Source organism: Marinobacterium sedimentorum (assembly GCF_024267675.1).
Classification (GTDB): domain Bacteria; phylum Pseudomonadota; class Gammaproteobacteria; order Pseudomonadales; family Balneatricaceae; genus Marinobacterium_A; species Marinobacterium_A sedimentorum.
Genome location: NZ_JALDYX010000008.1, coordinates 39,872 through 66,262, shown reverse-complemented (window position 1 = coordinate 66,262; position 26,391 = coordinate 39,872). Strand labels below are relative to the sequence as shown.

The window sequence follows — 26,391 nt, the reverse complement described above, 5'->3', positions numbered from 1 at the left end:
CTAGTATTTAATTTTATAACTGCATCGACCAGGCAATTACTTCCCTTAAAATTCAGGCAGTTATCAATACACCACAGACTGCGCTAAGCTTTGAACCATCGCAAAAGAATGTTTACGTTAACGTAAACTTGATTTACTCTCGAACCCAACTCAAGAGTCAGACATGAACACACAGACCCGTTATTCCATCAGTGATCTTGCCCGGGAGTTCGACATTACGACCCGCAGCATCCGCTTCTATGAGGATCAGGGACTGCTGTCACCCGAGCGCCGCGGCCAGACCCGCATTTACAGTCGCCAGGACCGGGTACGCCTGAAACTGATTCTGCGCGGCAAGCGCCTGGGGTTTTCGCTCACCGAGTGCGGCGAGCTGTTCGAACTCTGGGATCACAGCAACAGCGGCAGCGAACTGCAGCTGCGCCTGATGCTGACGCGGATTACGGAGAAAAGACAGGCGCTGGAGCAGCAGCTGCGCGATATCGCCATGATGCAACAGGAACTCGACGGCGCCGAAGCCCGCTGCAGCGAAGCGCTGAACGCCCTGGTACCTACGGACACTGCCGCCAAGCCAGCACAGGAGTAAGCGCCGCTCTCCGCTCTTCAGACGACGGACAGCAAATGGCGGGCGGCACCCACATTAACCAGGCCGGCACCAGAGCGCCGGCCCCAACAATGCCGGAGCTTATGCCTGGCAGGGAAAGACGCCTCCATGCCGCAGAACAAGACAAACAGCCAGGCACAGACGCGACAACCGGCACAGCAGAACCCGGTAACCGCGCTGGACCTGCCCATACCCGCGCACAAAGACCTGCCGGAGCCTGTCGCACAATACTTTTCCAAGTGCCAGGAAAAGCTCGGCCTGGTGCCCAATGTCCTCAGCGCCTACAGCCACAACCTCGAACAGCTCGATGCCTTCAGCCGCCTCTACAACGAACTGATGTTTGGCGATAGTGGCCTCAGCACACTGGAGCGGGAAATGATCGCCGTGGTGGTCTCGGCCCACAACCGCTGCTTTTACTGCCTCAGCGCCCACGGTGCCGCTGTGCGGCAATACTCCGGCAATCCGCTGCTAGGGGAACAGCTGGTGATGAACTACCGGGTGGCCGATATTTCTGCGCGCCAGCGGGCCATGCTGGATTTCGCCCAGCGCCTGACCGCACAGCCGGAAACCATTGAAGAGACGGATCGCCAGCTATTGCGCGCGCAGGGCTTTAGCGATACCGAAATCTGGGATATTGCCAGCCTTACAGGCTTCTACAATATGACCAACCGCCTCGCCGGCGCCGTCGAGATGCAGCCCAACCCCGAATATCACGCCAGCTACCGCAGCGCTGACGAGCCAGCCTGAATATCGGGTCTGAGCAGCCAACGGCCATGCTCAGGCCCACCCGTTTCGATTGAATGAGCCAAAACAACAAGAGGTTCACACCCCATGAGCAACGCGCTCCCCAGCTACAGCAGCGGCACCTCCGATCAGCCCCTGATCGGCATGACCATCGGTGACAAATTCGACCAGACTGTCGCCACCTTCCCGGACAACGACGCACTGATCGTGCGCCATCAGGCCATACGCTGGAGCTATCGCGAGCTGCAGCAGCAGGTCAACCGCTGCGCCCGCGCCCTGCTGGCCATTGGCCTCAGCAAGGGTGATCGCGTCGCGATCTGGTCTCCCAACAATGCCCAGTGGACCACGCTGCAGTTTGCCACGGCCAAGATCGGCGCCATCCTGGTGAACATCAACCCGGCCTACCGACTGCATGAGCTGGACTACGCGCTGAATCACTCCAGCCCCCGCCTGCTGGTAATTGCCGAAAACTTCAAAAGCTCGGACTACACCCAGATGCTGTATGAGCTGGCGCCCGAACTGAAAGACTGCGCCGCCGGCAAGCTGCAGGCCGCCCGTGTACCGCAGCTGGAGATGGTGGTCAACCTGGCCGAGCAGTCACATGCCGGCATGTGGAGCTGGGGCGAGCTGATCGCGAACGCCGATGGCATCGACGAGGCCACCCTGGCCCAGGCCCAGTCCGAACTGCAGTTCGATGATGCAATCAATATCCAGTACACCTCGGGCACCACCGGCTTTCCCAAGGGCGCCACCCTGTCGCACCACAACATTCTGAACAACGGTTTCTCCGTTGCCCGCAGCATGGGCTTTACCGACAAGGACCGACTGGTTATTCCGGTGCCGCTGTACCACTGTTTCGGTATGGTGATGGGTAACCTGGGCTGCATTACCCACGGCGCCACCATGATCTATCCGGGCGAGGGCTTCGACCCCAAGACCGTGCTCGATACCGTGGCCGAAGAACGGGCCACCGCCCTGTACGGTGTACCTACCATGTTTATCGCCGAGCTGGAGCACCCCGACTTCGCAGGCTACGACCTCAGCTCGCTGCGTACCGGGATAATGGCGGGCTCCATCTGCCCGGCCGAAGTGATGAAAGCGGTGAATTCCAAAATGCACATGGAGGAGGTGCAGATCGCCTACGGCATGACCGAAACCAGCCCGGTATCCACCCAGACCGCCGCCAATGACCCCTTCGACAAGCGCGTGACCACCGTGGGCCGCACCCAGCCGCACCTGGAATCCAAGATCGTTGATCCTGCGACCGGCCAGATAGTCCCGCGCGGCACCATAGGTGAGCTTTGCACCCGCGGCTACAGCGTTATGCTGAAGTACTGGAATAATGAAGAAGCCACTAAAAGCGCCATAGATGCCAACGGCTGGATGCACACCGAGGACCTTGCCACCATGGATGACGAGGGCTATATCCAGATCGTGGGCCGTATCAAGGACATGGTGATTCGTGGCGGCGAGAACGTCTATCCCAAGGAAGTGGAAGAGTTTCTCTATACTCACCCGTCCATTTCCGATGTCCAGGTCACAGGCGTGCCGGACAAGAAGTTTGGCGAAGAGCTGATCGCCTGGGTCAAGCTGCAACCCGGTGCCACCAGCGTGAGTGCCGATGAGCTGCGGGCCTTCTGCAAGGGCCAGATTACGCACTTCAAGATCCCGCGCTACTTCAAGTTTGTCGATGAATTCCCGATGACAGTGACCGGCAAGATTCAGAAGTTCAAGATGCGCGAAATCTCAATCGATGAACTGGGACTGGGTCAGGACTGAGCCGGGCGGACAAGGACCAAAAAGGACTGACAATGTCCATCGACAGCCACTACGGCGATAACCTGCAACAGCAGCAGGCGCTGCTGTCGCAGCTGCGCAGTGCCTGCCCCGATGGCGCTGATGCCTGGCAGCTCGCGCCTATTGATCAGCTACATAGCGGTGGCCTGCAGGCCTCCTTGCACCTGCGCGATACATTGGCGGCCTGCCTGGCGCCACAGCCAGCACCGCGTATTCTGGATGCAGGCTCGGGCGCCGGCGGCCTGCTGCGCCTGCTGGCACAGCTGCCAGGGGCTGATGTCACCGGGCTGGACCTGTGTCACAACCTCAACCGGCTGAGCCTGGCACTGTGCCAGCTGTATCAGCCACCCTGCTGTCTGACACAGGTCTCGGGCGACGCCCAATGCATGCCCTTTGCCAGCGATCATTTCGATGCCATAGTGCTGCAACACAGCCTGCTGAACATGCCCAAGCCAGACCAGGCGCTGGATGAATGCCTGCGTGTGCTGAAACCTGGCGGCCACCTGGTGCTGCACGAACTGGTTCAGGGGCCTGCCCCCTCGCAGATGCAGTTTCCGGTTCCCTGGGCGCGCGGACAGGAGCAATCCCACCTGCACAGCCACGCCACGCTGAGCGCACTGCTGCAGGCCCGCGGCTTTCAGATTTGCACGGCCACCGACCTGACGGCCGCCACCCTGGCCTGGCGCCAGCGACAGGACAGCCGTACCGAAGCCCAGACTCTCAGACTAACACCGGCACTGATTCTGGGGCCGGACTTCCCCCTCATGTTTGCCAACCTGCTGCACAACCTTCGCCATGGCGCTATAGGCGTGATGCAATACCTGGCCAAGCCTGCATAAGAGCTGCGTTTTCAATAGCAGTCTCCAGCGCCCTTTCCCGCCAGTTACAGCTTTGCGTCCAGCCAATCCGGCACCGGTAATCCAAACAAACGCAGGATAATTAAGGTGCCTTCGTTTAAGATGATGTTCGGAACAGTCTGTTGTGCTGGCGACAGGCGTGAAAGTGCCATTGCGCCTGGAGCAGGTGGAAAGGTATCCGCCGCCCGCCGCCAGGCATGCGCTTGCGTCAGGCGCGAGGCCTGACCTACAGTGGACGTTGTGAACCCTGTCAGCCGTGCTACGACAATGGGCTCATTCTAATGGAATAGGTAGATTGCCATGTTTTTAGCCAGGATAACCCGTCTTTTGTCACCAGGCCCGAACCAGGGATACGGTCTGGCACTGCTTGTGTTGCTGCTATTACCGCAGCTGGCCTTCAGCATTGAAGACTACACTCCACTGGATGACTACCTGCAGCAACACCCCGAGCAGGTCGAACGCATGGCAACCTTTGCCGGCATCGTCAGCGGCCCTGCCGTTGCACTGACTGCACCCCAGAGTCGCCCCGTGCGCATCGCCATTATTTACCCGGCCCTTCAGACATCAGATTACTGGCGCCTCAGCATTCTGGCATTCGAGGCTCGCCTGAAGGAACTGAACATCCGCTACGAGCTGCAGACACACCTTTCCGGGCTCGACGACGATCCCTCGGTTCTGGCGACTCAGCTGCAAAGGTCGCTGGAGTGGAAGCCGGACTATCTCGTCTTCACTCTTGGTGCGCTGATCCATCGCCAGCTGATCGAAAAAATTCTGGCACAGAAAACACCCAGGCTCATCCTGCAGAATGTCACCACGCCACTGCACGGCTGGTCTACACGCCCGCCGTTCCTGTATGTCGGATTCGATCATCAGGCCGGCACCCGCTTGCTGGCGCAGACCTTGCTGGCCGACAGCAGCACCCCGAAGCAATACGCCATGCTGTACTCCTCCCACGGCTACATCAGCCGCCTGCGCGGAGACACCTTTATTCGCATTGCCAACGAAAACCCGGTAACCCGCCAACTCGGCAGCTACTACACCAACAATGAACCCGACCTGGCGCGGGATGCAACGCTACAGGAGCTGGATCGCCACCCTGACCTGAACATGCTGTTTGCCTGCACCACCGATACCGCTCTGGGTGCCATCGAAGCACTGCGCATGCGTGGCAAGCTGGAGCAGGTTACGGTGAATGGCTGGGGCGGCGGCAAGGCGGAGCTTGAGGCGCTTCGGCGCGGCGAACTGGATCTTACCGTCATGCGCATCAACGACGACAACGGCGTCGCCATGGCAGAAGCCATAAAGGCAGAGCTGGAGCAGCACTCCGATCGGGTGCCACAGGTTTTTTCCGGCGAAATGGTCCTGGTTACGCGGGATATACCGGCAAGTGAACTGAAGACTCTCACAGACAAGGCATTTCGTTACAGTGCAGCGCAATGATACTGAAAGCAAATTCAGCAGGGAGGCGGCACTTGCGTAAGCTGAGCTTTACCAACACCGTACTTGCCATCGTTATTGCTGCGACACTTACACTGTCACTGCTGATACTGATACCCGCCTACCAGAGTTCGATGCAGGTACTCGAGCAGGAGCAGGCATTGTCCCATCGTCGTCATGCGGCGCTCATCGACCAGCTGTTCGAGAGCCATCTGCAGGGCATTGCACGCTCGTCCGCCACCCTGGCCCAAAGCCCGCAACTCATTCAGGAAGCCAGCAGCGCCAACCTCGCCGGCATCAGGACACTGCTGCAAAAAACCATTAACAGTCGCGGCGGCGAACATATTCAGGCCTTTGCTGTCCAGCTGAAAGACGGCCCTCTCACCCTGGTACCGGGTGCTGCACTCTTTAATGTCTACCTTCCGCTGGCAGAGCTTGTATCGCGCCGCATTGTACCTGATACCTGGGCCACCCTGACGACCCGGCAAAAACAGCAGGACTACCAGCTGCTGCGCCTAAGCTTGCCGATTATTGCCGCCCCCTTCGGTGAAGTTGTCGGTTACCTGCATTCTTTTGTCATTCTCAATGACAACTTCTGGATTCTCAACCAGATACAGTCGATTTCCGAAGCCCGCGCTATCGCACTTTATACCGACAACAAACGTATTGGCGCCCTGAGCGAGACACCGGATCAGCTGCAGATACTGGATGCCAGCTATGCGGCCGGCGAAACCGGCACAAGCGCCGATGCCGGTACGGATGCCCGCGCCAGCCAGGCAGCGATCCCCGATGACAGCATTGTGCAACGACACAGCCTGTTTATTGAGCCTGATAACCGCTTCGAAGTTCGCCTGCTGCTGCCTGATCACGCCGGCATCCTTATGCGCCAGGCTTTTGCCGGCAAGATCGGCTACGGCCTGCTCGGCGCCCTGGTGATCGGTGCATTACTGGTGCTGGTGCTTTGCCGACTGGCGCAGCGGCCGATACGCCAGCTCAGCCACTATCTCGACGCGGTGCCCGGGAAAAAACCTGAATTCAGGGCCCCTTCACCCGAAATGAAGCCGCTGGCCAATGCCGTACAAGGCATGCTGCAGCGCCTGCAAGAGAATGAACATCGGGTCACATCCATTCTATCCCATACATCCAGTCTCATCTTTCTCAAGGACAGCAATCTGCGCTATCGCATGATCAACCCGGCCTGCGCCCGCGCCATTGGCCTGAGCGCAGATCAGATCATAGGCCTGCGCGATGCCGACCTGCACCCCGATGCCCTGGCGCAGCAGCTCAATCAGGCCGACCAGCAGGTTCTGTGCAAGCGCTGCGACCTACGCATCGAATACAGCATAGAGACGGCGGATCGCGGCAGGCGTGAATTTCTTGGCACCCTGTTCCCGATCCTGAACAGCGAGGATCAAGTCGAGGGCATTGGCGGCGTCATTCTGGATGTTACCGAATACAGGCTCGATGCCGATCACCTGAAACTCACCGACCAGGTATTCAACAGCACCCACGAAGCCATTCTGGTGCTCGATCGACGCGGCAATATCATCACCGCCAATGCAGCCTACCTGCACCTTAGCGGCTTTAGCCTGCTGCAGGTCTGCGGTCAGCCTTTCAGCCCGCTCGTGCAACAACCGCAACAGTTTGAGCAGCTTGAGCACCTAGGCCAGCTGCAAAGCGAAGCCGTGCTGCAACAGGCCAACGGCGCATTGATGCCCATCTGGCTGTCTGTCTCATGCCTGCAGGGCGATGCCACAAACAGCCACGACGAAGATCGCTACGTCGCCCTATTCTCCGATATCAGCCGGGCTCCCGGCACCGAGCAGCAGCTTGAGCTGACCTCGCGCTACGACAGCCTCACCGGCCTGCCTAATCGGCAGCAGTTCTGTGTGCGGCTGGACCAGATACTGCACAAGGCCGCGAAAAACCAGGACACAGTGGCGGTACTCTTCGTCGATATCGATGGTTTCAAGAGTATTAACGAAAGCCTGGGCCCGACTGTGGGTGACCAGCTGCTGCGCGAAACAGCCAGACGCATCGAAGGATGCCTGGAGTCGGGCGAAACCCTGGCGCGCCTGGGCGGCGACGAGTTCAGCATTATTCTGGACGACATTCCCGATGCCAGCAGCAGCCATACTGTTGCGCGTTCCATTCAGCAGGCCTTTCAGCGGCCATTTGTTCTCGCCGACTCGGAGACCCTGGTGACCTGCAGCATCGGCATTTCGCTGTTCCCTGATGACGCCAGTGACGCCCATTCCCTGCTGGCCAAGGCCGATACCACGGCACATCACGTCAAGCAGCAGGGCCGCAACGCCATCCTCTTTTTCGACAGCGGCGTGAATCAGCAGGCTCAGCAGCACCAGCAACTGAACGACGGCCTCAGACGCGCCCAGTCCAACGGTGAACTCTTTCTGCAGTATCAACCACGCTTTGATATAGACGGCCAACGCATCCTCGGCGCCGAAGCCCTGCTGCGCTGGCGGCACCCCGAACAGGGCCTGATATCCCCGTTCACCTTTATCACCCTGGCCGAGGAGTCGGGCATGATACTGGAGCTCGGTCCCTGGGCGCTGCAACAGGCCTGCGCCGAAGCCGTGGAATGGAATAGCAAGAGCCCGTACCCGATCCCCGTATCGGTGAACCTGTCGCCCCGTCAGCTGCGCGACCCGGAACTGATTCCCGACATCTGCGATGCGCTTCGAATCAGCGGCCTGGCGCCCGAACTGCTGGAGCTGGAAATCACCGAGAGCGTCGTGATTGACGATATCAACCGCATTCTCGGCACCCTCTATGAACTGCGCGACATGGGCATATCGCTGTCCATCGACGACTTCGGCACCGGCTACTCCTCCCTGGCGTACCTTAAGAAGCTGCCGGTCAACACCGTCAAGATCGACCGCTCCTTTGTGATCGATATCCCTGGCAACGCCGATGACGAAAACCTGATCGAGGCCATCATCACCATGGCCCACAGCCTGCGTTTCAAGGTCGTGGCCGAAGGTATCGAGACCGCCGCGCAACAGGCTGTCCTGAAGAAGCTGGGCTGTGACGAGCTGCAGGGTTTCCTGCTGGCACGCCCCGGCAGCTGCGCCGAGTTGATCGAGCTTGCCAGGAACTCCCATAGCAACAGCGACGCCCTGTCGGAAATTCTTCTGCCCCGCTAAAGCGCCACCCTTAAGCCCCCTGCAGCCCCCATGGCAGGGCCATTGCCTTGGCCCTGCTATGGGGGCAGAATGAACCGAACTGCCTCGCCACCGTTCGATTCTGCAACGGGCCCACAGCTGTGCCACAGGCAGAAAACCCAAGGGAGAGCCCATGCGCAAACTGATCCCCACCTGGCCCCTGGCGTGCCTGCTGAGCAGCGCAGCCCTGCTCTTCAGCACAGCCGGCCAGGCCCAGACACCCGTTGCCGCCGACAACCTTCAGCCCGGACTGCAAGTCTGCTATATCGACGGAATGATTCGTCACATCGACGAAATGGTGCGCCTCGAATCGAGCAAGCCCTGCGAACCTGGCCCCGACCTTCGACTGCTGAATTCCAGTGTTGGCGACGCGACGGTACTGACCAGCAATCTAAACGATGGCGTTATGGCGCGGATCACCGGATTAATCCACCTCGAGACCGTCGGCACCTACCTGTTTACGTTTGAATCCAACGATGGTGTCCGGCTGGAAATCGACGGCCAGATGATCCTTGAAGACCCGGACGTACACTCCGACCGCTACGCCGAATACGGCAGCATGGACGTCACCGAACCCGGCTGGTACCCGCTCACCGTGCGCTACTTCGAGCGTAAAAACACCTCCACGCTGCGGTTCTTCTGGCAGCCACCGGGAACAGAAGGCACCATGCCCAAGGTTCCAGCCGCAGCCCTGGCACACAAGGGCGCCTGATGACCATCACCACCGGCGCTGCTGTTACTCGGAGCCACTAGCAGGCATTAATCAATAGAGAAAACGGTACTGTCGGGCGCCTCGAAAAACCGTAACGAGCGGTTCAGAGGCAAGGCGCACGGCGCGCAGGAACCGCAGTGTATGGGGTATACATGAGGATTCCGAGCACCGCGCAACGCAGCATATGAGTCGCGCAGTAGGTTTTTAGAGATGCCCTGTCGAGAAAGCAGCACAGCAAAGGTGCTGCTATAGTAATGAAGCAAATGATAAACGCCCTGTACGGACACAGGGCACAGCAAAAGGAATTGCCATCATGCGTACCTCAGCCTTCCTGCATACCACTGCGGGCCAGTTGCGAAACATGCTGCTCGCCAACGCTACCGCCAGGCCCAACTACCGGGTACTGGAAGACATCCAAAACACGGCCAAAGACCTTAAAGGGCTCTGCCCCTACTCTGCCGACAAGGCGCTGCGCATCAACCAGTGCGCGCGGGAGTTTTACAGTGACACCCAGGACAACAGCAACGACAAAGCCGCGCAACACCAGCGCATGCTCGAGCTTGCCGCCCAGATAGATCGCGCCGCCGCAGTACACCAGCACAAGGGGAACTAAGCAGGTTCGAGATCACGCAAGAATTGAAAAAACAGCAGTGCAGAAACAAAAACAGCCACTGGACTATAAGTCGCAAGTGGCTGTTTTTGGTACTAAATTTGGTAGGACTAAGCGGACTCGAACCGCTGACCCCCACCATGTCAAAACCCTGCATTACCACCCCTATCCCTTTGATTTAAAAAGCGTAACAGCTTAAAAACCCCTGTCCGTTATACGCCGAAATCAATCATTAAAATCAAATACTTAGACGTCCCAAAACCACTGTATATCTCCAAGGGAAATCGTTGATCACTCCCCCCCCTCTTCTCACCACGGGACCCTAGGCAAGACCAAGGAGAATTGCGGGTGGTTGCCGCCGCAGAGAATGCCTGAGCTCGAATCTTTCCTGTAGGCCAAAGCGCATGCGCATACGCCTTCAGGTTGCTGAGCAGAATTTTTCAGGTTGGCGTCGGAAAAAGGTGATATTGGTTAGAACCTGTTATGAATACGCATAAGCTGTTGAATTTAATGAAGTAATGGAAGTACCCGAAAGGTTAGAAAATGGTGATACATCGGTTAGATATTACCTTTTAAAAAGGTTACCTGATAAATAACAAAACCCCTTTAAATACAAACACTTAAAATTTCATTACCTTTTCCATCACCTCATATCACCTTTTGAAGGTTAGATTTATTCCCAATAAAATCAGTCACTTAAATAGCCATTTCCAGCTACCTAACCGATATCACCTTTTCCCGAGCCTATCCTGAGAAAACATCCCTGAGCCAACCAAGGCCGACCCCTTCTGTGAGCGACTCAGACGCCCTCTAGCCCGCATGATTCCGCACGACTACTGCAACCTCAAAACCCGGAGAACAGCGCCACACGGCCTGCCCTGGAGCCATGACGGCCGGTGCAAGAGAACAGGCCTCCCAAACACACCGCAGGCGTGGAGGGACGAGCGCGTTTGTCCGCCTGGGGCGGGGGACGAGTGTCTGGCTGGCGGGAATCCGTTGACTGCAGTGGCATTTGGGGGCTGGTAGGCACAGTTTGTCGCATCGTCGTGCTCAGTTCCCACTGGCATGGAGACGTGAAATGGTCCAGTATCAAGGCATTACGGATTGAGGCTGACGGATACAGCGCACCGCCTCGCACAAAAACACGGAAGCTCGTTTTCAACGGAGGAGAATGGCTGTGTTATCTCAAATATCTATTCTATTCAGTCGATTAGACGTTTTACACGTTGCCCGTGTATGCGCATAAACGCGCATACGCAATATTAAAATGTTGGGCATCGCAGAGAAGGTGAGCAGTAGATGAAGACGCAAAAGCAGTTACCTCCAGAAAATGCACTGGTTCGATCAACAGTTCGCTTGCTGACAGGCGAGCAGGCAGCACCGCCGACTGGAGTTGGAACCGGCTTTTTCTACAAAGTTACAAACCCCTCTACCAATGTAGTAAAAATATTCATTGTTACGAATAAGCACGTTGTACGCGGAGCGGAGGTTGTTCATTTCGTACTCCCCTACGCCAAGTCTCTAAATGAAGAAGAATCATCTTGGCAGCCCAAAGGCCGAGTTGATTCACCAATAGTCTTGCCGCTGAGCGGCAACGTTATTAGCCACCCAAGTGAAGAAATCGACCTTTGCGCAATTGACATTACTAAGTTCGTGGGTGTGGTACTCAACTCTGGTCATCAACTTCGATGCATGATCATTGACTCAACGTGGCTTCCGAAAGAAGAGGACATTGAACTTGTTCGTGATATAGAACAGGTTCTCGTAATTGGATATCCAACGGGGCTTTGGGATGATCACAACAACATGCCAATAGCCCGTGTTGGAACATCCGCCACTCATCCATTGGCTTTGTATAAGAATCAAGCTAATTTTCTTATCGATGTCTCCGCATTTCCCGGCTCTAGTGGTTCGCCTGTGTTTACTTACGAAGCACCTTTATTCAGGACGTCCTCCGGTGGTTCAACTCCCGGAACAAAAATTCAATTTATTGGCGTAGTGTGGGGTGTCATCGAACATGATGTAAAGGGGGAAATGAAACAAATTGAAATTCCTTCATCGCTTTCCCCTGCCGTTCCTGTAATTAAAAGCTCACTGAACTTGGCTATTGCTTTGCACGGGAAAAAAATCAGGGATTTGGACAGTCTTATTTTTGATGGCCTCTAGATTTTGTTTAAGTGCAGCGACGCAAAAAAATCGTTGCAGCGGCATTTGAGGCATCGCCTCAAATGCCTCTGAGCTCAGGTATTATGCCGTCAAGGAGACCTACATTAAGTGATTGAGGATATTCTTACCCAGATTGGATCTACCACTATAGTCATTGCTATTGCAGCGTATGTCGCAAAGACTTGGGTAAAGCATCAAATGGAAAAAATTTCTACGCAGAACTCTCATGAACTAGCGCGCCAAATAGCAAAGCTAAACGTACACGAGCCTTATCTACATAAACGGCGTGTTGAGGTCATTGAAGCGATATATGCAAAAACTCTAGATGCAGAGTTTAGTTTACAGAATTTTCTTGTCACATGGTGGGGGCATTCGAATAGGGAAGAACTTACCGCGAGAGCCTTTCCTGAAGGCAAGGTATTCTCAAATAACAGGGGTTTAGAGTTCTGTGAGGCGTTTACTGAAATTAACGCAATGCTCCACAAAAACGCTTTGTATTTTGATGATCAGTTTATTGAAGGTGTACTGAACGTCTATAAACCGTTTTTTGATGAAATTTTAAATATGGATGAAACAAATCCACCCCCTTTTCCTAACGAGTACATCGACATAATTGAAATAGGTCAGAAGCCACGCCAATCGGTTATTTCGCTATTCCGACGAGCGCTAGGTGTCGAGGGTGAAGCATAACAAATCGAGCATGGACGGATATAAAATGGCGGACCTTTGGCGGTATTCGAGTGCGGTAAGCGAAACAAGGCAAGAAAGGCTTCTCTCTGTCCATTCGTTTTCATCCGTGATTGAGCAGATACATCAAGATATGTCAATTCTCTGCTATCACATCCAACAATGCGACGATGATTCGACATATGCTAGGCCGGTTTTCAGCGTTTGCGTTTCTAAAAACACATTTGATAATTTCTTTAATTCTCCAGCTGGATATCGAGGAAGTTACTTTGTATCTCCGTTCTACGGTTTGCAGTGCAATCGTCAACTCTTTGAAGAGTTGCTCCCCGCACTGTCATCGTGGGCTATAAAAAATGCACCTGGATACAAGACGGAATTTGCGCAGGAAGCTCTGCTAGCGGTGTCAGCAAAAGCGTGGCTAGCGGAATGCTCTATGGAGTTGTGTCACGCATGCTATGGCGAGTGGAGCTGTCCGAAAAACTGCCAAGAAGAAATAATAAATGGACGATGGGAGGTCTCTGCTGGACCAAATTCACGGTTTGGCAGTATTGCGCCGCGGCATTCGAAAATAAGATTTTTCGGAGCTTTCCTTAATGCTCGTGGTGATGAGTTCATCCCCGTAAGAAAGCGCCAGCGTGCCCAACAACTTCACGATGATGGATGGTCCTGATTAATGGCTAATAAGCCTATGATCTTGACCTCAATAAGCTGAGGTTTTTTTGGAAATTTATAACGGCATTATGAGTAGGGATACCAATGACAAATAACCTTCTGATGCGTTCCGCTGAACTCGAAAGCAAACTCTTGAAGTTTCTTGCACTCGCTCCGTTCAGTGACTCGGAGAGGATCATGGCTAGCAGAGTCATGTGTAGTATCGCTTTTGAGCATGCTGAGAGTGCGAAGATGCTGATTTCAGCCGGTAACTTAACCTCTGCCACTGGACTCGTACGTCTTCAATATGAAGCTCTAGTCAGGGCTATGTGGCTTCGCTACGCGGCTTCCGACATTGCGGTATCGAAGTTAACTAGTGAGCTGACTCGGGAAACGGCCACTAGAGCTAACAACCTTCCTATGCTCAGCGAAATGCTTGAAAAAATGCAGGGTAAAGCTCCCGAAGAAGCTGTAAATATGCTGTTGGAATTTAAAGAGTATTCTTGGAAGCCACTTAGCTCTTTCATCCATGGCGGCATCCATGCAATTCATCGACACAGCAAGGGGTATCCGATTCCACTACTGGAACAGATGCTGCGGATCTCAAATGGAGTTTCCGTGATGGTTGGGATGCTGTTAGTGATACTGCATGGTGGGGGGGCGCAACGAGGAAAAATTCCAAAGATTCAAGGAGAATTTTCGGATTGCTTGCCTGAAACCAAACCGAAAATTTCCTAACGAGCCGCGTTAGGCACTGATCGTACAACGTCCGCTCCGTGCCCAATGCGACCATCGGGGTCACGCAGAGTAAGCGCAGATCCTGGAGGACGCATACCGACACAAAGCTGCGAGGAAGTCAGGCGATCGTGCCGCCGGGCTGTTCGGCGATCTGTTCAATGATGTAGGGATCGAACTTCACTACCTTCTCGCCGAGCCAGTCGTTGAGTTCTTCGAAGCGGGATTGCAGCGGGACCAGCTCGTTGCGGGCGAAAACCTTGGTGGCTTTCTCCACGTCACCGAAGCCACCGGTGTTGCTGGGCATGATGCCCATCAGCACCGGTGGCACACGGTGGGCGGCGAGCATGTCGTCGCGGGTGACGTTCTTAATGTTGAAGATATCGTCCTTCGCGGCCACCTCGCTGACCGGGATCACCTGGATGCCTTCCTTCTTGCCGTTCGGCGCGTAGACAAACAAGTTACGGAAGTTGCCCGGGCCCTTGCTGTCTTTCAACGCCTGGCGCAGGTTGTCGATGTCGTCTTCGTTCTGGGCGGTGTCGGTCATGTACAGGATAAAACCGGCGTGGGATCCGTTCTGGTAGTACTTGCGCCGGAACAGGGTCGCGCTTTCATTGAGCCAGGCGCTGTTCAGAGCAGCCAAGTATTCTGGCAGGCCGTATATTTCCTGGTTGATGTCCGGCTCCATCAGGTGGAACACGCTGCCCGCCTTGAATTCGTGCTCCTCGCCCCAGCCCCGCACGAACCAGTAGGTGTCCAAATCGATGCCACGGCGGGTATATTTTGCCAGCGATGGCTCCAGCGCCATCGATCGGCCCAGGATGTTCTTGCGCTGCTCCAGGTAGCCGTTGCCGAATACGATGAAGTCCAGCGCCCAGCGGCGAAACGCCTGACGGCTGAGCAGGCGGTGCGGGATAAACGAGCTGGTCAGGATGTTGGCCTTGAAATAGATCGGGCTGCTCTGATGAGTCGCGGCGCGGAACGACTTGGCCAGGCCATCAAACGAGATCGGTGTCTCGTACCATTTGTTGTTCATGGCGAAACACTCGATATAGTCGAGGATCTCGCGCTTATCGAGCACCGGTACCGGATCGCCAAAGGTGAACGCCTCGACGCCGGCCTGTTTGTTCGCCTGTGTGACTGCTGTATCGCTCATCAGTAAATCTCCATCATGCTGCTGCCGGTACCGGTGGTGGCGCCGTCGATATCGAGGGGGGCTTTGTCCAGGGCGTGCATCACCGCCCAGGCAAGATCCGCATGCCCGGTGGTGCCGTTGCGCCCTGCAACGAAGGTGATGTGTCGGCCGCTGGCCGTGGTGGTCTTGCGGATGGCCATAAAGGACTGGGCCATATCGATCCAGCCGGCGTCGAATTCGACGCGACCCTTGCTGATCAGGTTGTAGGCCTTCATCACCAGCTGACCCTTGATCTCGGGGTTGTACTGGTACTGGGTGACGCCCGGGTAAAACTTGCGCACCAACTGGTAGACCGAGGAGCCAATACCGGTGGTGTCGATGCCGATGTGGGTGACGTTGTAGCGCTTGGTCAGCTGGCGGATCTGCTCGGCCTGGTCTTCATAATCCAGGCCGCGAAACTGGTGCCGCTCGATGATGCGGTATTTGCCGCCGGGCTTGGCCGGCGGCAGGATCACGGCCAGGCCGGCGTTATCACCGGTCTCAGACTCACCGTTGGGGTCATAACCGATCCACACCGGCTGATTGGCCACCGGGCGCGCCGCGAACGGTTTGAAATCGTCCCATACCTCCCAACTATCGACCATGCAGCGCTGCATCAGCAGCATGCCGAACAGACTGGCGTTATCATCGACGAACTCGCACATCAGCAGGTTGCGATACTCCGGCTCGCTGTATTCCAGGCGCAGCTGGTCGAGGTCGAACAGGTCGCAGCCCTGGGTCAGGGCATCCTCAACGGTGACGATGTGGCGCCACTGACCATCCTCGCAGGCGCGGCCGTCCTTCAGTGCGGCGTGGCTGATATCGAGATCGATGTGCTCCTTCTTCGCCCTGCCCTTGTTGAACAGCTGGCCCGCCCAGAACGGGTAGGCATCGTGGCTCAGGCTCGACGGTGTGCTGATATAGGTCTGGCGCCACTTCTTGTGCATCGCCATGCCGGAGGCGACCTTGCGCAGCTCCTGGAACTTGTAGGTCCAGAAGTATTCGTCGAAATACAGATTGCCGTGATACGACTGCGCCGTGCGGGCGTTGGTACCGAGGAAATACAGGGTGGCGCCGTTAGGCAGCACGATGGGGTCACCGGTGAGCTCAATGCCGGCGGCGCCCCTGGCAAAGGCGGTGATGTACTGCTTGAACACATGGGCCTGGGCCTTGGAGGCCGACAGGAATATCTGGTTGCGGCCGGTCTCCACGGCATCCAGCAGTGCCTCGCGGGCGAAATAGTAGGTTGCACCGATCTGGCGGCTCTTGAGGATGTTGCGGATCCGGTTTTTCTCGCCGGCGCGGTACCAGTGTTTCTGGTAGCCGAACAGCTCGTCGAAGAAGGCAGCCCGCAGCTGCTCGGCCTGTTCCTCGGTGTAGTCGTTCTTGACCGGCTTGCGCTTCGGATTCGCGTTGCGGTTGGCGACCTTTGGATTCAGGTCGCCTTCATGGCCACCGGGCTCCTCATAGCGCCGCACCCGGGCCAGACGCTCGACCTGGCGGCCAAGCAAGTCTATTTCCTTGAAGTCGCGCCCATCCTTTGGGTCTTTCAAAATGAGCTGGATCAGTCTAGCCTCTAGCGTGCCCTCGACCCGCTCGATCGGCTTGGCGGCATCCCAGTCGTCGCGCGCTTTCCAGCTGTGCACCGTGGCGGCTTTCTCGCCGAGCATCTCGGCGATACGGGCCACACGAAACCCCTGCCAGTACAGATGTTTGGCAGTGCGGCGCGGATCCAGGTCGGGCGTTTCAACGTGTGCGTTCATGCCGCCAGAGTAGCGGCCCGCGGTCTCCTCTCCTTTTTATCCCTCGTGTACCTGCTGGCTATACATACAGGCCAAATTGATGCCGCGCGCGCATCAGACCACCCTACTCCCATCACAAGCGACGAGCGGCAATCAGGCCGCTGCACCTGCGCACCAGGAGAGGACAGGACCGATGGCCAAGAAAGCGCTCAAGAGCAAACATTTCCGCATTGGCGTTGAAGGCGACACCACGGACGGCCGCGAAATTCAGCCCGAGTGGCTGACGCAGATGGCCAAGAACTACAACCCCGAAAAGTACGGCGCCCGCATCAACTGCGAGCACATTCGCGGCCTGGCGCCCGACAGTTCATTCGGCGCCTTTGGCGATGTACTGGCCCTGAAAACCGAAACCATCGAGATCGACGGCAAGAAAAAGCTGGCCCTGCTGGCGGAGATTTCCCCGAACGACGACCTGATTGCGCTCAACAAAAAGCGCAAGAAGGTCTACACATCGATGGAGATCGATTTCGATTTCGCCAATACCGGCGAGGCCTACCTGCAGGGCCTGGCCATCACCGACTCCCCGGCCTCGCTGAGCACCGAAATGCTGCAGTTCTCGGCCAAGGCCGAGACCAACCCACTGGCCGCCCGCAAGCAAAAGCCGGAAAACCTGTTCAGCGCCGCCCGTGAAGTCGAGCTCGAATTCGTCGACAGCACTTCCCTGGTCGACCGCGTGAAGGAGATGTTCCGCAAGTCCGACGCCGATCGCACCGAAAAAGACAGCGACGTTGCCCAGGCGATCGAGGCTGTCGCTGAAGAGGTCGCCAGCCTGCAGGAAAAATTCAAGAACCTGCAACCCGGTGGCAGCGATAACAGCGCGCAGCTGCAGCAACTGAGCGCAGACCTGAAAACCGCCCAGGACGAACTGGCCGAACTCAAGCAGCAGCTCGAGAAAACCCCGAATTTCACAGTGCGCCCGCCGGCATCCGGGGGTAAAGGCGAGCAGGTTACCGACTGCTAAGCCGGTACCGACAACGGAACACAGCCCCTAACGAACGGAGATCCACCCCATGCGCAACGAAACACGGGAAAAATACAACGCCTACTGCGAACAGGTCGCCAAGCTGAACGGCGTACCCTCGGCCGCCGTCAAGTTCTCGGCCACCCCGAGCGTGCAGCAGACCCTGGAAACCAAGATTCAGGAAAGCAGCGAGTTCCTGCGAAAAATCAATATGTTCGGCGTGACCGAAATGAAGGGCGAGAAACTCGGCCTGGGCGTCGGTTCCACCATCGCCAGCAACACCGACACCTCCGCCGGCGATCGCCAGACACAGGATCCCACCTCCGTCGACGCCAAAGGCTACGAGTGCCGCAAGAACAACTACGACACCCACCTGCGCTACGGCACCCTGGACATGTGGGCCAAGTTCCCCGACTTCCAGACCCGCGTGCGCAACGCCATCGTGCATCGCCAGGCGCTGGACCGCATCATGATCGGCTTTAACGGCACCAGCTATGCCGCGGACTCGGACCGGGTTACCAACCCGCTGCTGCAGGACGTGAACATCGGCTGGCTGCAGAAATACCGCGCTGATGCCCCGGCCCGCGTGATGGACGAAGTGGTGGCGGCTTCCGGCGCCGTCAACGTCTTTGCCGGCGGTGACTACGAGAACCTGGACGCCCTGGTGTTCGATGCGGTCAACAACCTGATCGACGTCTGGTTCCGCGAGGATACCGCCCTGGTGGCGATCATGGGCCGGGATCTGCTGGCCGACAAATATTTCCCGCTGATCAACCAGGCTCAGCCTGCCAGCGAGATGCTGGCCACCGACGTGGTGCTGAGCCAGAAGCGTGTCGGCGGCCTGCCGGCGGCCCGGGTGCCGTTCCTGCCGGCCGGCACCATGCTGATCACCACCTTCGACAACCTGTCGCTCTACTACCAGGACGGCGCGCGCCGCCGCCACATCCTCGACAACCCCAAGCGCGATCGCATCGAGAACTACGAGTCCTCGAACGACGACTACGTGGTCGAGGACTACGGCCGCGGCTGCCTGATCGAAAACATCGTTACCGTGGATCCGGCCTAAGCCCGGCCCCGGTAGCCCATCCGTTCTGAAGAGCACCGATCAGGAGACGCTGCAATGATCTCACCCGCCAAACGCCACGTTATGCGCGTCCAGGCCGCCCAGGAGGCGGCCCGGGCCGCCGAATCCAACGTCCGGCCGGATGCACCGCAGTACGAGCTGATGATGGCGCAACTGTACGAAGACCGCCGCCGGCTCAAGGCCATCGAGTCCATCAAGGCCAAGGGCCTGCTCAAGGCCGAGCTGCTGGACAGTTACGCCCCCTATATCGCGGGCGTGCTGGAGTCCGACGCCGGCGCCCAGGATGACGTACTGATGACCGTCATGCTCTGGTCGATTGATGCGGGCTACTACGGCGGCGCGCTGGAGATCGCCGAGTATGCGCTGCGCCACGGTCTGGCGATGCCCGACAAATACCAGCGTTCAACCGCCTGCGTGATTGCCGAAGAAATTGCCGACGCGGCCAACAAAGGCACCGACCAAAGGGTGCCCGTAGCGACCCTGCTCAAGGCCGTTGAACTCACCGCCGAGCAGGACATGCCCGACCAGGTGCGGGCCAAGCTGCACAAGGCGCTGGGCATGGCCCTGGCCGACAGTGAACCCGAATGCGCGCTGCTGCAGCTGCGCGCGGCCCTTACCTACGATGAACGATCCGGCGTTAAGACCCTGATCGGCAAGCTCGAACGCGAGCTGGAAAAGAACAGTGCGGCCTCCGGGCCAGCCTAACCGAGCGTCCCACGCACCCGGGCGGCAGGTGTGCCGATGTTGGATTTATCCTCACTGACGCACCCCTCCACCGCCCGACCCAACACCGAGGCCAGCCATGTCCGGATTCGTTGCCAACAGCCCCGCCGTCGCCGAAGACGATATCGCCAACACCGATTTCTATCCGGCGATATCGCCCAGCGCCTGCCGCGAGGCCATGCGCATCGACCAGAGCATCACGCCGCAGCGGCTGAATCACGCGCTGGTCGGCGCCATCATCGACGTCAATGACAACCTGAAAAGCTGGAAGGCCGACCAGGAAGCCACCGGCCACACCACGCTCGAGGACACGCCAGGCGACACCATCGACGGCGTCAACGCCTACGTCACCCTGTACAAGCGCGCCGTTTACTGCTGGGCGAAAGCCGAGTTGGTCGAGCGCTACCGCGACTACGACTCCACCCTCAACGGCACCCAGCGCGCCGAGTCGCTTGAGGAAACCATCGAGCAGTACCGCCGCCAGGCCATCATCGCCATCCGCGCCATCAGCGGCCGGCAACGCACCACCGTGGAGCTGATCTGATGGCCCAAACGCAGGTGCGGGCCATGCAGGGCGATACCGTCGACCTGATCTGCTGGCGCCACTACGGCCGCACAGGCCGCGTCACCGAGGGCGTCTACGAAGCCAACCACGGTCTTGCCGAACTCGGCCCGATTCTTCCGCACGGCCTGCTGATCACGCTGCCGGACGCAGACGACACCCAGCCGGCCGACACCACGCTGCACCTCTGGGATTAAGGAGAGCTCCATGGCAGAGCCCAGCACCACCGCCGTCACCGTTGTCGCCACCACCGGCATCGGCCTGGCCTCGATGTTTCCGGGTATCGACGGCAATGCCCTGATCGGCGCCTTCGCCGGTGCCACGCTGTTCGTCATGTCAGCCCGGGAACTGTCGCTGGCCGTGCGTGCGATTTACCTGCTGATCAGCCTGATCATGGGCTACATCGCCGCACCGGAGCTGATCAGCCACCTGCCGATTCAGGAGACCGGCGTTGCCGGCTTTCTGGCCGGGCTGCTGTGCATCACGCTCACATCACCGCTGGTCAAGCGGCTGGAGGGCGTGGATTTGATCACCGTCATCCGGGGGAAAATCAAGTGAATGCGCTCGATCTGATCCTGTTCGCCGCCTGTGCCGCCAGTTGCGGGCGCCTGCTGTTCTATCGCCGTGCCGGCGCGGCGTTCAAGCGCTCGATATCAGCCCTGGCCTACCTGCTGATCCTGGTCACAGGCTCCGTCGCGCTCTGCCTGCTGACGGGCAAATTCAACGCTACCGACCTGCACCCGCTGCTGATCGCAGCCCTGCTGCTGCTGACCGCGCTGATCTACTACGCCCGCGGCAATGTTGCCGTGCTGCTGAGACTGAGGGAACACCGATGGAACTGATACTGACAGGCTCGAAGGGGCCGCAGGTCGAGCTGCTGCAGCAGCGCCTGACGTCCGCCGGCTACTGCGTGACCGTTAGCGGTAAATTTGGCGACGACACCGCCGCCGCCGTTATCGCCCTGCAGCGTGCCGCCAACCTGGTGGTCGACGGCGTCGTCGGGGACAAAACCCGGGCCGCCCTGCTGAAACGGGACACCAGCCATCTTTTGAGCCAGGCCGATATCGAAGCCGCGGCCCGGGTGCTGGGTGTCGACCTCGCCTGCGTGCATGCCGTAAAAGCAGTGGAGAGCCGGGGGCATGGCTTCCTGGAAGATGGCCGGCCGGTGATCCTCTACGAGCGGCACGTCATGCGCAAACGCCTGGCACAGAACGGCGTCGACGCGAACCGGATCGCGCAACTGGCCGAGCGCCACCCGGCACTGGTCAACAAGACACCGGGCGGCTACAAGGGCGGCGCCACCGAGCACTACCGTCTGCAGCTGGCCCGCGGTATTGACGACACCAGCGCGCTGGAGTCCTGCTCCTGGGGTCTGTTCCAGATCATGGGCTACCACTGGCAGGCGCTGGAGTACGCCAGTATTCACGACTTCGTCGACCGAATGCAGCGCAGCGAGGGTGAGCAGCTCGATGCCTTCGTGCGCTTCGTAGCGGCCGACGCCAAGCTACACACCGCCCTGCAGGGCCTGAACTGGACCGAGTTCGCCCGCCGCTACAACGGCCCGGCCTATCGTAAAAACAAATACGACGAACGCCTGGTACAGGCCCACGCCGGTTACCGCCCGGTGGCCGCATGACGCGTCTGGCGATCGCTGCCGTTGTCGTGCTGATTACCCTGGTCCTGGGCGCTGGCAACTACCTGCAATACCAGCAGCTGAACGCCCAGCGCGAACGCGCCGTCCTGGCGGAACAGGAGGCACAGCGCAACCTGGCCGTAATAGATGCGCTGGAACGCCAAGCCGCTGCGCAACATGAAAGCCTGCAGGCGCTCAACCGCCAGCAGGCCGCCCTGCGCACCGCCCTGGGCCAGCGGGAACTCATTCTCAAGCACCTGGAGCGCGACAATGAAAACTATCGCCAGTGGGCTGCTGCTCGCCTGCCTGATGCTGCTCGGCGGCTGCGCCAGCGCCCCGCCATCACCGGCGCCGCTGATTATCAGCAGTTCCTGTCCGCTGATGACCCCGTGCCGGCTACCGGCGACGGACCCAACGACCAACGGCAGCCTGATGGCTGACATCGAGCGCGTCGAAGCCGCCTGGGGCCAGTGCGCCGCCCGGGTCGATTCCATCATCGAGTGCCAGGAGAGAGACCGTGAAAAAGCCGCTGCAACTGCGCGACTTCCTGCTCGCTAGCGTCAAAGAACTGCAGGCCAACCCCGAGAAATTGCAGATATTCATCGACAGCGGAAACCTGCACCAACGGCTGCAGACCGATAAGCTACATTTCGAGTACGAGTACAACCTGAACCTCATCGTCACCGACTTCTCCGTGCACACCGACCTCGTCCTGGTGCCGCTGCTGGCCTGGCTCAAGGCGGCGCAGCCCGAGATCGCGCCGGACGCCATCAAGTTCGAGGCCGACGTCATCGACCACAGCCGCATCGACCTGTCCTTGACGATCCCGCTCAGCGAGCGCGTGATCGTCACCCAAGGCGAAGATGGCAACTACCAGACCGATCATCCCGCCGAGCCGGTACCGGACTACAACCTGCCGGATCCGGCGGCGCTGCAGGATCTGATCGTCAATGAATGACCTCACGCGCCTCGAAACCTGGGTCACGCCGCTGTTGCAGAAAATCGGTCCTGCCGAGCGCCGCCAGCTGGCCCGTACCCTGGCCACCGAACTGCGCCGCTCGCAGCGCCAGCGCATCGCCGAGCAGCACAACCCGGACGGCACCGCCTTCGCCCCGCGGAGCGGCGAGGAAAAGGCCGGGCGCATCAAGCGCAAGGCCATGTTCCTGAAGATGCGCCAGGCCCGCTTCCTCAAGGCCCGCTCCAACGCCAATAGCGTCAGTGTCGGCTTCTTCGGCCGTATCGCCCGCATCGCCCGCGTGCACCAGTACGGCATGCGCGATCGCGTATTCCCCGGCGGCCCCGAAGCGCAGTACCAGCAACGGGAGCTGCTGGGTTACTCAGCGCGGGATCTGGATATGATTCAGGAAATTCTTATTAATAGTATTTTTTAACGAAATCCTAGTTATCTACCTCTATAAGGCAGCCTAGATTTAGTTACAATTAGCTTTCCGTACACATCTTCCAATGATGCAACGAATCGTTTCGTGAGATGTTCATTATGTAGAGGCCCGCACACGATCTTCCTAATCGGAAGCTTATGGTCATGGTAACTCTTACCGGACAACTTATATACTTCAGTCACAGCGTTCCTTTTTGACAAATATTGCATATCTTCCTGCACAAAATCAGCTCCATTTCTCAATCTAACCCTCCATTCATCTTCGTTTTTATAAGCCTTATGCTTAATACTATATCTAATGTCGCTTATAAAATTTAAAAATTGACTTTTAATGAAATTAAGAGCCTCAAAACATGCAGGTGACTTATCATTACTGCAAAACACATCGGTCTTGCCAATAAAATCTGAATACATATCATAGATACGCTGTACAATTTTATTTCTATCAATCGTTTTGTATCTTATTTTGTGAAGGTGTAATTTATTTCTATCACAAAGCCTTTCGATCAATGCTTTACCTTCGAAGCCTATACATACACCGCGGGCATCATCACCATACAAACGCCACTGATCGAGCGAGGTACTAGTCGCCGAAAAAGACGCAAGGTAGCAATTATGAATACCTGATGTAGTTCTATCACCAATTGTCTTTCCCAATGATAATAATATTCTATTATCAACATATGACTTTACTAGTTTAGAAAAAGATTTATTCTTTAAATTCTCACCGATAGCTAGCAAATCCTCACATAGCTTCAATCCTTCATTAGGGTCGTTCAAATAGTCAGAGTCACTTAGAAAAATGGAGTTTGTCTTTAGAATTTCGAAAAAAGAATCTGTCGTCGTGTAATGCCACAACGTTGTTGGGACATACGAAAAGTCTTCTTCACGTAACTCATTACGAAATGATAAAAAAGCGGATCTAACCTCATTTTCAAAATCCACTAACTTTTTCGGCCGACGCTCGTCGCCAATAAAAGGATCAAAGTTAGCGTTATAATCTTCCAGAGTAAAACGATTTTCCATAATCCCACCAAATTAAAATCCAAATAAAAACAATCAATCCAGAATTAAGTATTAAAAAATTAATAATATTCGAATAAATCGACCCTCAAAAAAGCCTTCGGTTCAATCCTGTATCCGTAACCCCTTCACAATTATAGAAGTAATTGACCTGTATACACTTAAGGCAATTGGTCATCGGAATCAGAATAATTAGTATAGGCTGCAAGAGAGAGGAAGCGGCCTGCCGATTGCGTCAACAATCAACAGACCCCAATCCACAGTGATGTAGCACTGTGAACCAGCCAAGGCTTCCCCACCGCGTCGACACGGTAACGGGAGCCTATCAGAAGTGTCTGAAGGTTCACATGCAAAAGTTAGTAAGATGTAGTAACTGCAACAAACTGTTAGCTAAAGGTATTTTCGAAGAACTCGAAATCAAGTGTCCGCGCTGCAAGCGCATTCAGAGGGCCCGGAGCTCCATCACAAACGGAGCAAAGGATGTCCAAACCCCTGGTACCCTGGATCGGTGGCAAGCGCAAACTGGCCAAGCACCTGATCCCGCTATTCCCTGATCACAACTGCTACTGCGAGCCGTTCGCCGGCGCCGCAGCGCTGTTCTTCATGAAGCCGCCCGCCAGGTCGGAGGTGCTCAACGATCTGAACGGCGACATCATCAACCTGTACCGGGTGGTGCAGCACCACCCGGACGAGCTGTACCGCCAGTTCCGCTGGACACTGAGCAGCCGCCAGCACTGGCAGCAGCTCAGTGCCACCCCGGTGGCGGTGCTCACCGATGTGCAGCGCGCGGCCCGCTTCATCTACCTGCAAAAGCAGGCCTTTGGCGGCAAGGTCACCGGCCAGTCATTCGGCGTTGATGTAACACGCGGGCCCCGTTTCAACGCCTTCAACATCGAACAGAGCCTGTCAGATGCGCACTTCCGGCTGGCGAGCACCACCATCGAACACCTCGACTGGCTCAAGTGCATGCACAAGTACGACCGCCCGGGCACCCTGTTCTACTGCGACCCGCCCTACTGGCAGACCGAGGGCTACGGCATCGACTTCCCGTTTGGCGAATACGAAAAGCTGGCCGCGTTCGCCCGCAACAGCAAAGGCCGCGTGATCATCAGCCTGAACGACCACCCGGACATTCGTGGTGTGATGCAGGGGCTGGAGATCCACCGCGTCGACTACGCCTACACCCTGGCGGCCAAGGCCACGAAAAAGGCCGGCGAGCTGATCATCCGGAATTTCTGATCGCTGTATAAGCCAATGCTACACACCCACCCGCTCTACTCGCGCGCGCGCAGCCTGCAGTATCGGGGTCATGAATACCGCCGACCTGAACCGCCGCATCGAAAGTCTGATCCGCCTGGGCACCATCGCCCAGGTGGATCATGACGCCCGCACATTGCGGGTACAGAGCGGCGGTCTGCTGACCGGCTGGCTGCCCTGGCCGGCGGAGATCGGGCGTAACTACCGGCGCTGGCGACCGCTGCGCACCGGCACCCAGGTGATCATCGCCTGCCCCAGCGGCGACCCGGCGCAGGCCCTGGTGATAGGCACGCTCTACACCGACGCCATCGCCAGCCCCGGCAGCGATCCGGATATCGACCTGATCCAGTTCGATGACGGCAGCTACATCGAACACAACGCGGCTGCCAATACGCTGAATATCCATTGCGCCGGCGCGATGACCCTGTCCGCCACGCACCTGCATATCCAGGCCCCCGTCACCCAGACCGGCGGCGACATGACCTCGGACGGCATCTCGGCCCAGCACCACACCCACGGCGGTGTGGCGAGCGGGCCCAGTTCGACGGATGAGCCCTCATGATGTGCAGGACACACGAAATTGGCGGGAGCCAG

At 57.4% G+C, this 26,391-nt stretch carries 28 protein-coding genes and 1 pseudogene; 26 read left to right on the top strand and 3 right to left on the bottom strand.

All coding sequences use genetic code 11. The features are described 5' to 3' along the window. Positions 1-163: 163 nt before the first annotated feature. From MRS74_RS09435 to MRS74_RS09385, 11 genes are all read left to right on the top strand, one after another. Positions 164-583, top strand: coding sequence for a MerR family transcriptional regulator (locus tag MRS74_RS09435; protein ID WP_254580033.1), 420 nt, complete (start codon positions 164-166; stop codon positions 581-583). A gap of 126 nt (positions 584-709) precedes the next feature. Continuing rightward, a complete protein-coding gene (locus MRS74_RS09430; protein WP_254580032.1) occupies positions 710-1,348 on the top strand; it encodes a peroxidase-related enzyme in 639 nt (212 codons plus the stop codon). Positions 1,349-1,432: 84 nt separating this feature from the next. Beyond that, on the top strand, positions 1,433-3,124 hold the full coding sequence (locus MRS74_RS09425) for an AMP-binding protein (RefSeq protein ID WP_254580031.1): 1,692 nt from the start codon (positions 1,433-1,435) through the stop codon (positions 3,122-3,124). A 32-nt stretch (positions 3,125-3,156) separates the two neighbouring features. Continuing rightward, positions 3,157-3,981 carry a class I SAM-dependent methyltransferase gene (locus tag MRS74_RS09420; protein WP_254580030.1) on the top strand — a complete coding sequence of 275 codons (825 nt, stop codon included), beginning with the start codon at positions 3,157-3,159 and terminating at the stop codon, positions 3,979-3,981. A gap of 345 nt (positions 3,982-4,326) precedes the next feature. After that, positions 4,327-5,439 carry a substrate-binding domain-containing protein gene (locus MRS74_RS09415; RefSeq protein WP_254580029.1) on the top strand — a complete coding sequence of 371 codons (1,113 nt, stop codon included), beginning with the start codon at positions 4,327-4,329 and terminating at the stop codon, positions 5,437-5,439. Positions 5,440-5,471: 32 nt separating this feature from the next. Next, a complete protein-coding gene (locus MRS74_RS09410) occupies positions 5,472-8,600 on the top strand; it encodes an EAL domain-containing protein (protein WP_254580028.1) in 3,129 nt (1,042 codons plus the stop codon). Between the two features lie 151 nt (positions 8,601-8,751). Continuing rightward, positions 8,752-9,330, top strand: a complete 579-nt coding sequence (locus tag MRS74_RS09405; protein ID WP_254580027.1) for a PA14 domain-containing protein — start codon at positions 8,752-8,754, stop codon at positions 9,328-9,330. Positions 9,331-9,643: 313 nt separating this feature from the next. Continuing rightward, complete coding sequence (locus MRS74_RS09400; RefSeq protein ID WP_254580026.1) at positions 9,644-9,943, top strand: hypothetical protein; 300 nt, start codon at positions 9,644-9,646, stop codon at positions 9,941-9,943. Positions 9,944-11,239: 1,296 nt separating this feature from the next. Then, complete coding sequence (locus MRS74_RS09395) at positions 11,240-12,106, top strand: trypsin-like peptidase domain-containing protein (RefSeq protein ID WP_254580025.1); 867 nt, start codon at positions 11,240-11,242, stop codon at positions 12,104-12,106. A 108-nt stretch (positions 12,107-12,214) separates the two neighbouring features. Next, on the top strand, positions 12,215-12,796 hold the full coding sequence (locus MRS74_RS09390) for a hypothetical protein (RefSeq protein WP_254580024.1): 582 nt from the start codon (positions 12,215-12,217) through the stop codon (positions 12,794-12,796). 846 nt (positions 12,797-13,642) lie between these two features. Next, positions 13,643-14,182, top strand: a complete 540-nt coding sequence (locus MRS74_RS09385; RefSeq protein ID WP_254580023.1) for a DUF6988 family protein — start codon at positions 13,643-13,645, stop codon at positions 14,180-14,182. A 118-nt stretch (positions 14,183-14,300) separates the two neighbouring features. On the opposite strand, the gene MRS74_RS09380 is transcribed toward MRS74_RS09385, so the two are convergent. Both MRS74_RS09380 and MRS74_RS09375 read right to left on the bottom strand, forming a co-directional pair. Beyond that, positions 14,301-15,335, bottom strand: a complete 1,035-nt coding sequence (locus MRS74_RS09380) for a phage portal protein (RefSeq protein WP_254580022.1) — start codon at positions 15,333-15,335, stop codon at positions 14,301-14,303. Then, positions 15,335-17,116, bottom strand: a complete 1,782-nt coding sequence (locus MRS74_RS09375; protein WP_254580021.1) for a terminase ATPase subunit family protein — start codon at positions 17,114-17,116, stop codon at positions 15,335-15,337. The genes MRS74_RS09380 and MRS74_RS09375 overlap by 1 nt, the downstream gene beginning before the upstream one ends. A gap of 172 nt (positions 17,117-17,288) precedes the next feature. Between MRS74_RS09375 and MRS74_RS09370 the strand changes: the two genes are divergently transcribed. The 12 genes and pseudogenes from MRS74_RS09370 (at position 17,289) to MRS74_RS09320 (ending at position 23,509) form a co-directional block, all read left to right on the top strand. After that, positions 17,289-18,116, top strand: coding sequence for a GPO family capsid scaffolding protein (locus MRS74_RS09370; protein WP_254580020.1), 828 nt, complete (start codon positions 17,289-17,291; stop codon positions 18,114-18,116). A gap of 49 nt (positions 18,117-18,165) precedes the next feature. Further along, entirely contained in the window at positions 18,166-19,182 is a 1,017-nt protein-coding gene (locus tag MRS74_RS09365; RefSeq protein WP_254580019.1) for a phage major capsid protein, P2 family, read from the top strand. A gap of 54 nt (positions 19,183-19,236) precedes the next feature. Next, a complete protein-coding gene (gene gpM, locus MRS74_RS09360; protein ID WP_254580018.1) occupies positions 19,237-19,905 on the top strand; it encodes a phage terminase small subunit in 669 nt (222 codons plus the stop codon). A 97-nt stretch (positions 19,906-20,002) separates the two neighbouring features. Continuing rightward, the gene (locus tag MRS74_RS09355; RefSeq protein ID WP_254580017.1) at positions 20,003-20,467 is read left to right on the top strand and encodes a head completion/stabilization protein; all 465 of its coding nucleotides are present in this window, start codon (positions 20,003-20,005) and stop codon (positions 20,465-20,467) included. Continuing rightward, positions 20,467-20,682 (top strand): tail protein X, encoded by a 216-nt coding sequence (locus MRS74_RS09350; protein ID WP_254580016.1) that lies wholly within the window; start codon positions 20,467-20,469, stop codon positions 20,680-20,682. The genes MRS74_RS09355 and MRS74_RS09350 overlap by 1 nt, the downstream gene beginning before the upstream one ends. 10 nt (positions 20,683-20,692) lie before the next feature. Beyond that, on the top strand, positions 20,693-21,043 hold the full coding sequence (locus MRS74_RS09345; RefSeq protein WP_254580015.1) for a putative holin: 351 nt from the start codon (positions 20,693-20,695) through the stop codon (positions 21,041-21,043). Then, complete coding sequence (locus MRS74_RS09340) at positions 21,040-21,327, top strand: phage holin family protein (protein ID WP_254580014.1); 288 nt, start codon at positions 21,040-21,042, stop codon at positions 21,325-21,327. The genes MRS74_RS09345 and MRS74_RS09340 overlap by 4 nt, the downstream gene beginning before the upstream one ends. After that, complete coding sequence (locus tag MRS74_RS09335) at positions 21,318-22,121, top strand: N-acetylmuramidase domain-containing protein (protein WP_254580013.1); 804 nt, start codon at positions 21,318-21,320, stop codon at positions 22,119-22,121. The genes MRS74_RS09340 and MRS74_RS09335 overlap by 10 nt, the downstream gene beginning before the upstream one ends. Next, positions 22,118-22,510 (top strand): annotated as a pseudogene (lysB, locus tag MRS74_RS09330) (Rz-like lysis system protein LysB); the annotation flags it as partial. The gene MRS74_RS09335 and the pseudogene lysB, both read left to right, overlap by 4 nt. Then, positions 22,428-22,676 carry an Rz1-like lysis system protein LysC gene (gene lysC, locus MRS74_RS24215; protein WP_368671260.1) on the top strand — a complete coding sequence of 83 codons (249 nt, stop codon included), beginning with the start codon at positions 22,428-22,430 and terminating at the stop codon, positions 22,674-22,676. The pseudogene lysB and the gene lysC, both read left to right, overlap by 83 nt. Then, the gene (locus tag MRS74_RS09325; RefSeq protein ID WP_254580011.1) at positions 22,636-23,076 is read left to right on the top strand and encodes a phage tail protein; all 441 of its coding nucleotides are present in this window, start codon (positions 22,636-22,638) and stop codon (positions 23,074-23,076) included. Before lysC ends, MRS74_RS09325 begins: the two co-directional genes overlap by 41 nt. Continuing rightward, positions 23,069-23,509: a phage virion morphogenesis protein gene (locus MRS74_RS09320; RefSeq protein ID WP_254580010.1), complete on the top strand. Its 441-nt coding sequence runs from the start codon at positions 23,069-23,071 to the stop codon at positions 23,507-23,509. Before MRS74_RS09325 ends, MRS74_RS09320 begins: the two co-directional genes overlap by 8 nt. 11 nt (positions 23,510-23,520) lie before the next feature. On the opposite strand, the gene MRS74_RS09315 is transcribed toward MRS74_RS09320, so the two are convergent. Continuing rightward, positions 23,521-24,543 carry a DUF2971 domain-containing protein gene (locus MRS74_RS09315; RefSeq protein ID WP_254580009.1) on the bottom strand — a complete coding sequence of 341 codons (1,023 nt, stop codon included), beginning with the start codon at positions 24,541-24,543 and terminating at the stop codon, positions 23,521-23,523. Positions 24,544-24,887: 344 nt separating this feature from the next. Here MRS74_RS09315 and MRS74_RS09310 point away from each other — a divergent pair, with 344 nt between their 5' ends. From MRS74_RS09310 to MRS74_RS09300, 3 genes are all read left to right on the top strand, one after another. Next, on the top strand, positions 24,888-25,094 hold the full coding sequence (locus MRS74_RS09310; protein ID WP_254580008.1) for a Com family DNA-binding transcriptional regulator: 207 nt from the start codon (positions 24,888-24,890) through the stop codon (positions 25,092-25,094). Then, positions 25,021-25,779, top strand: coding sequence for a DNA adenine methylase (locus MRS74_RS09305; protein WP_254580007.1), 759 nt, complete (start codon positions 25,021-25,023; stop codon positions 25,777-25,779). Before MRS74_RS09310 ends, MRS74_RS09305 begins: the two co-directional genes overlap by 74 nt. Positions 25,780-25,849: 70 nt before the next feature. Then, complete coding sequence (locus MRS74_RS09300; RefSeq protein ID WP_254580006.1) at positions 25,850-26,359, top strand: phage baseplate assembly protein V; 510 nt, start codon at positions 25,850-25,852, stop codon at positions 26,357-26,359. Positions 26,360-26,391 lie beyond the last annotated feature (32 nt).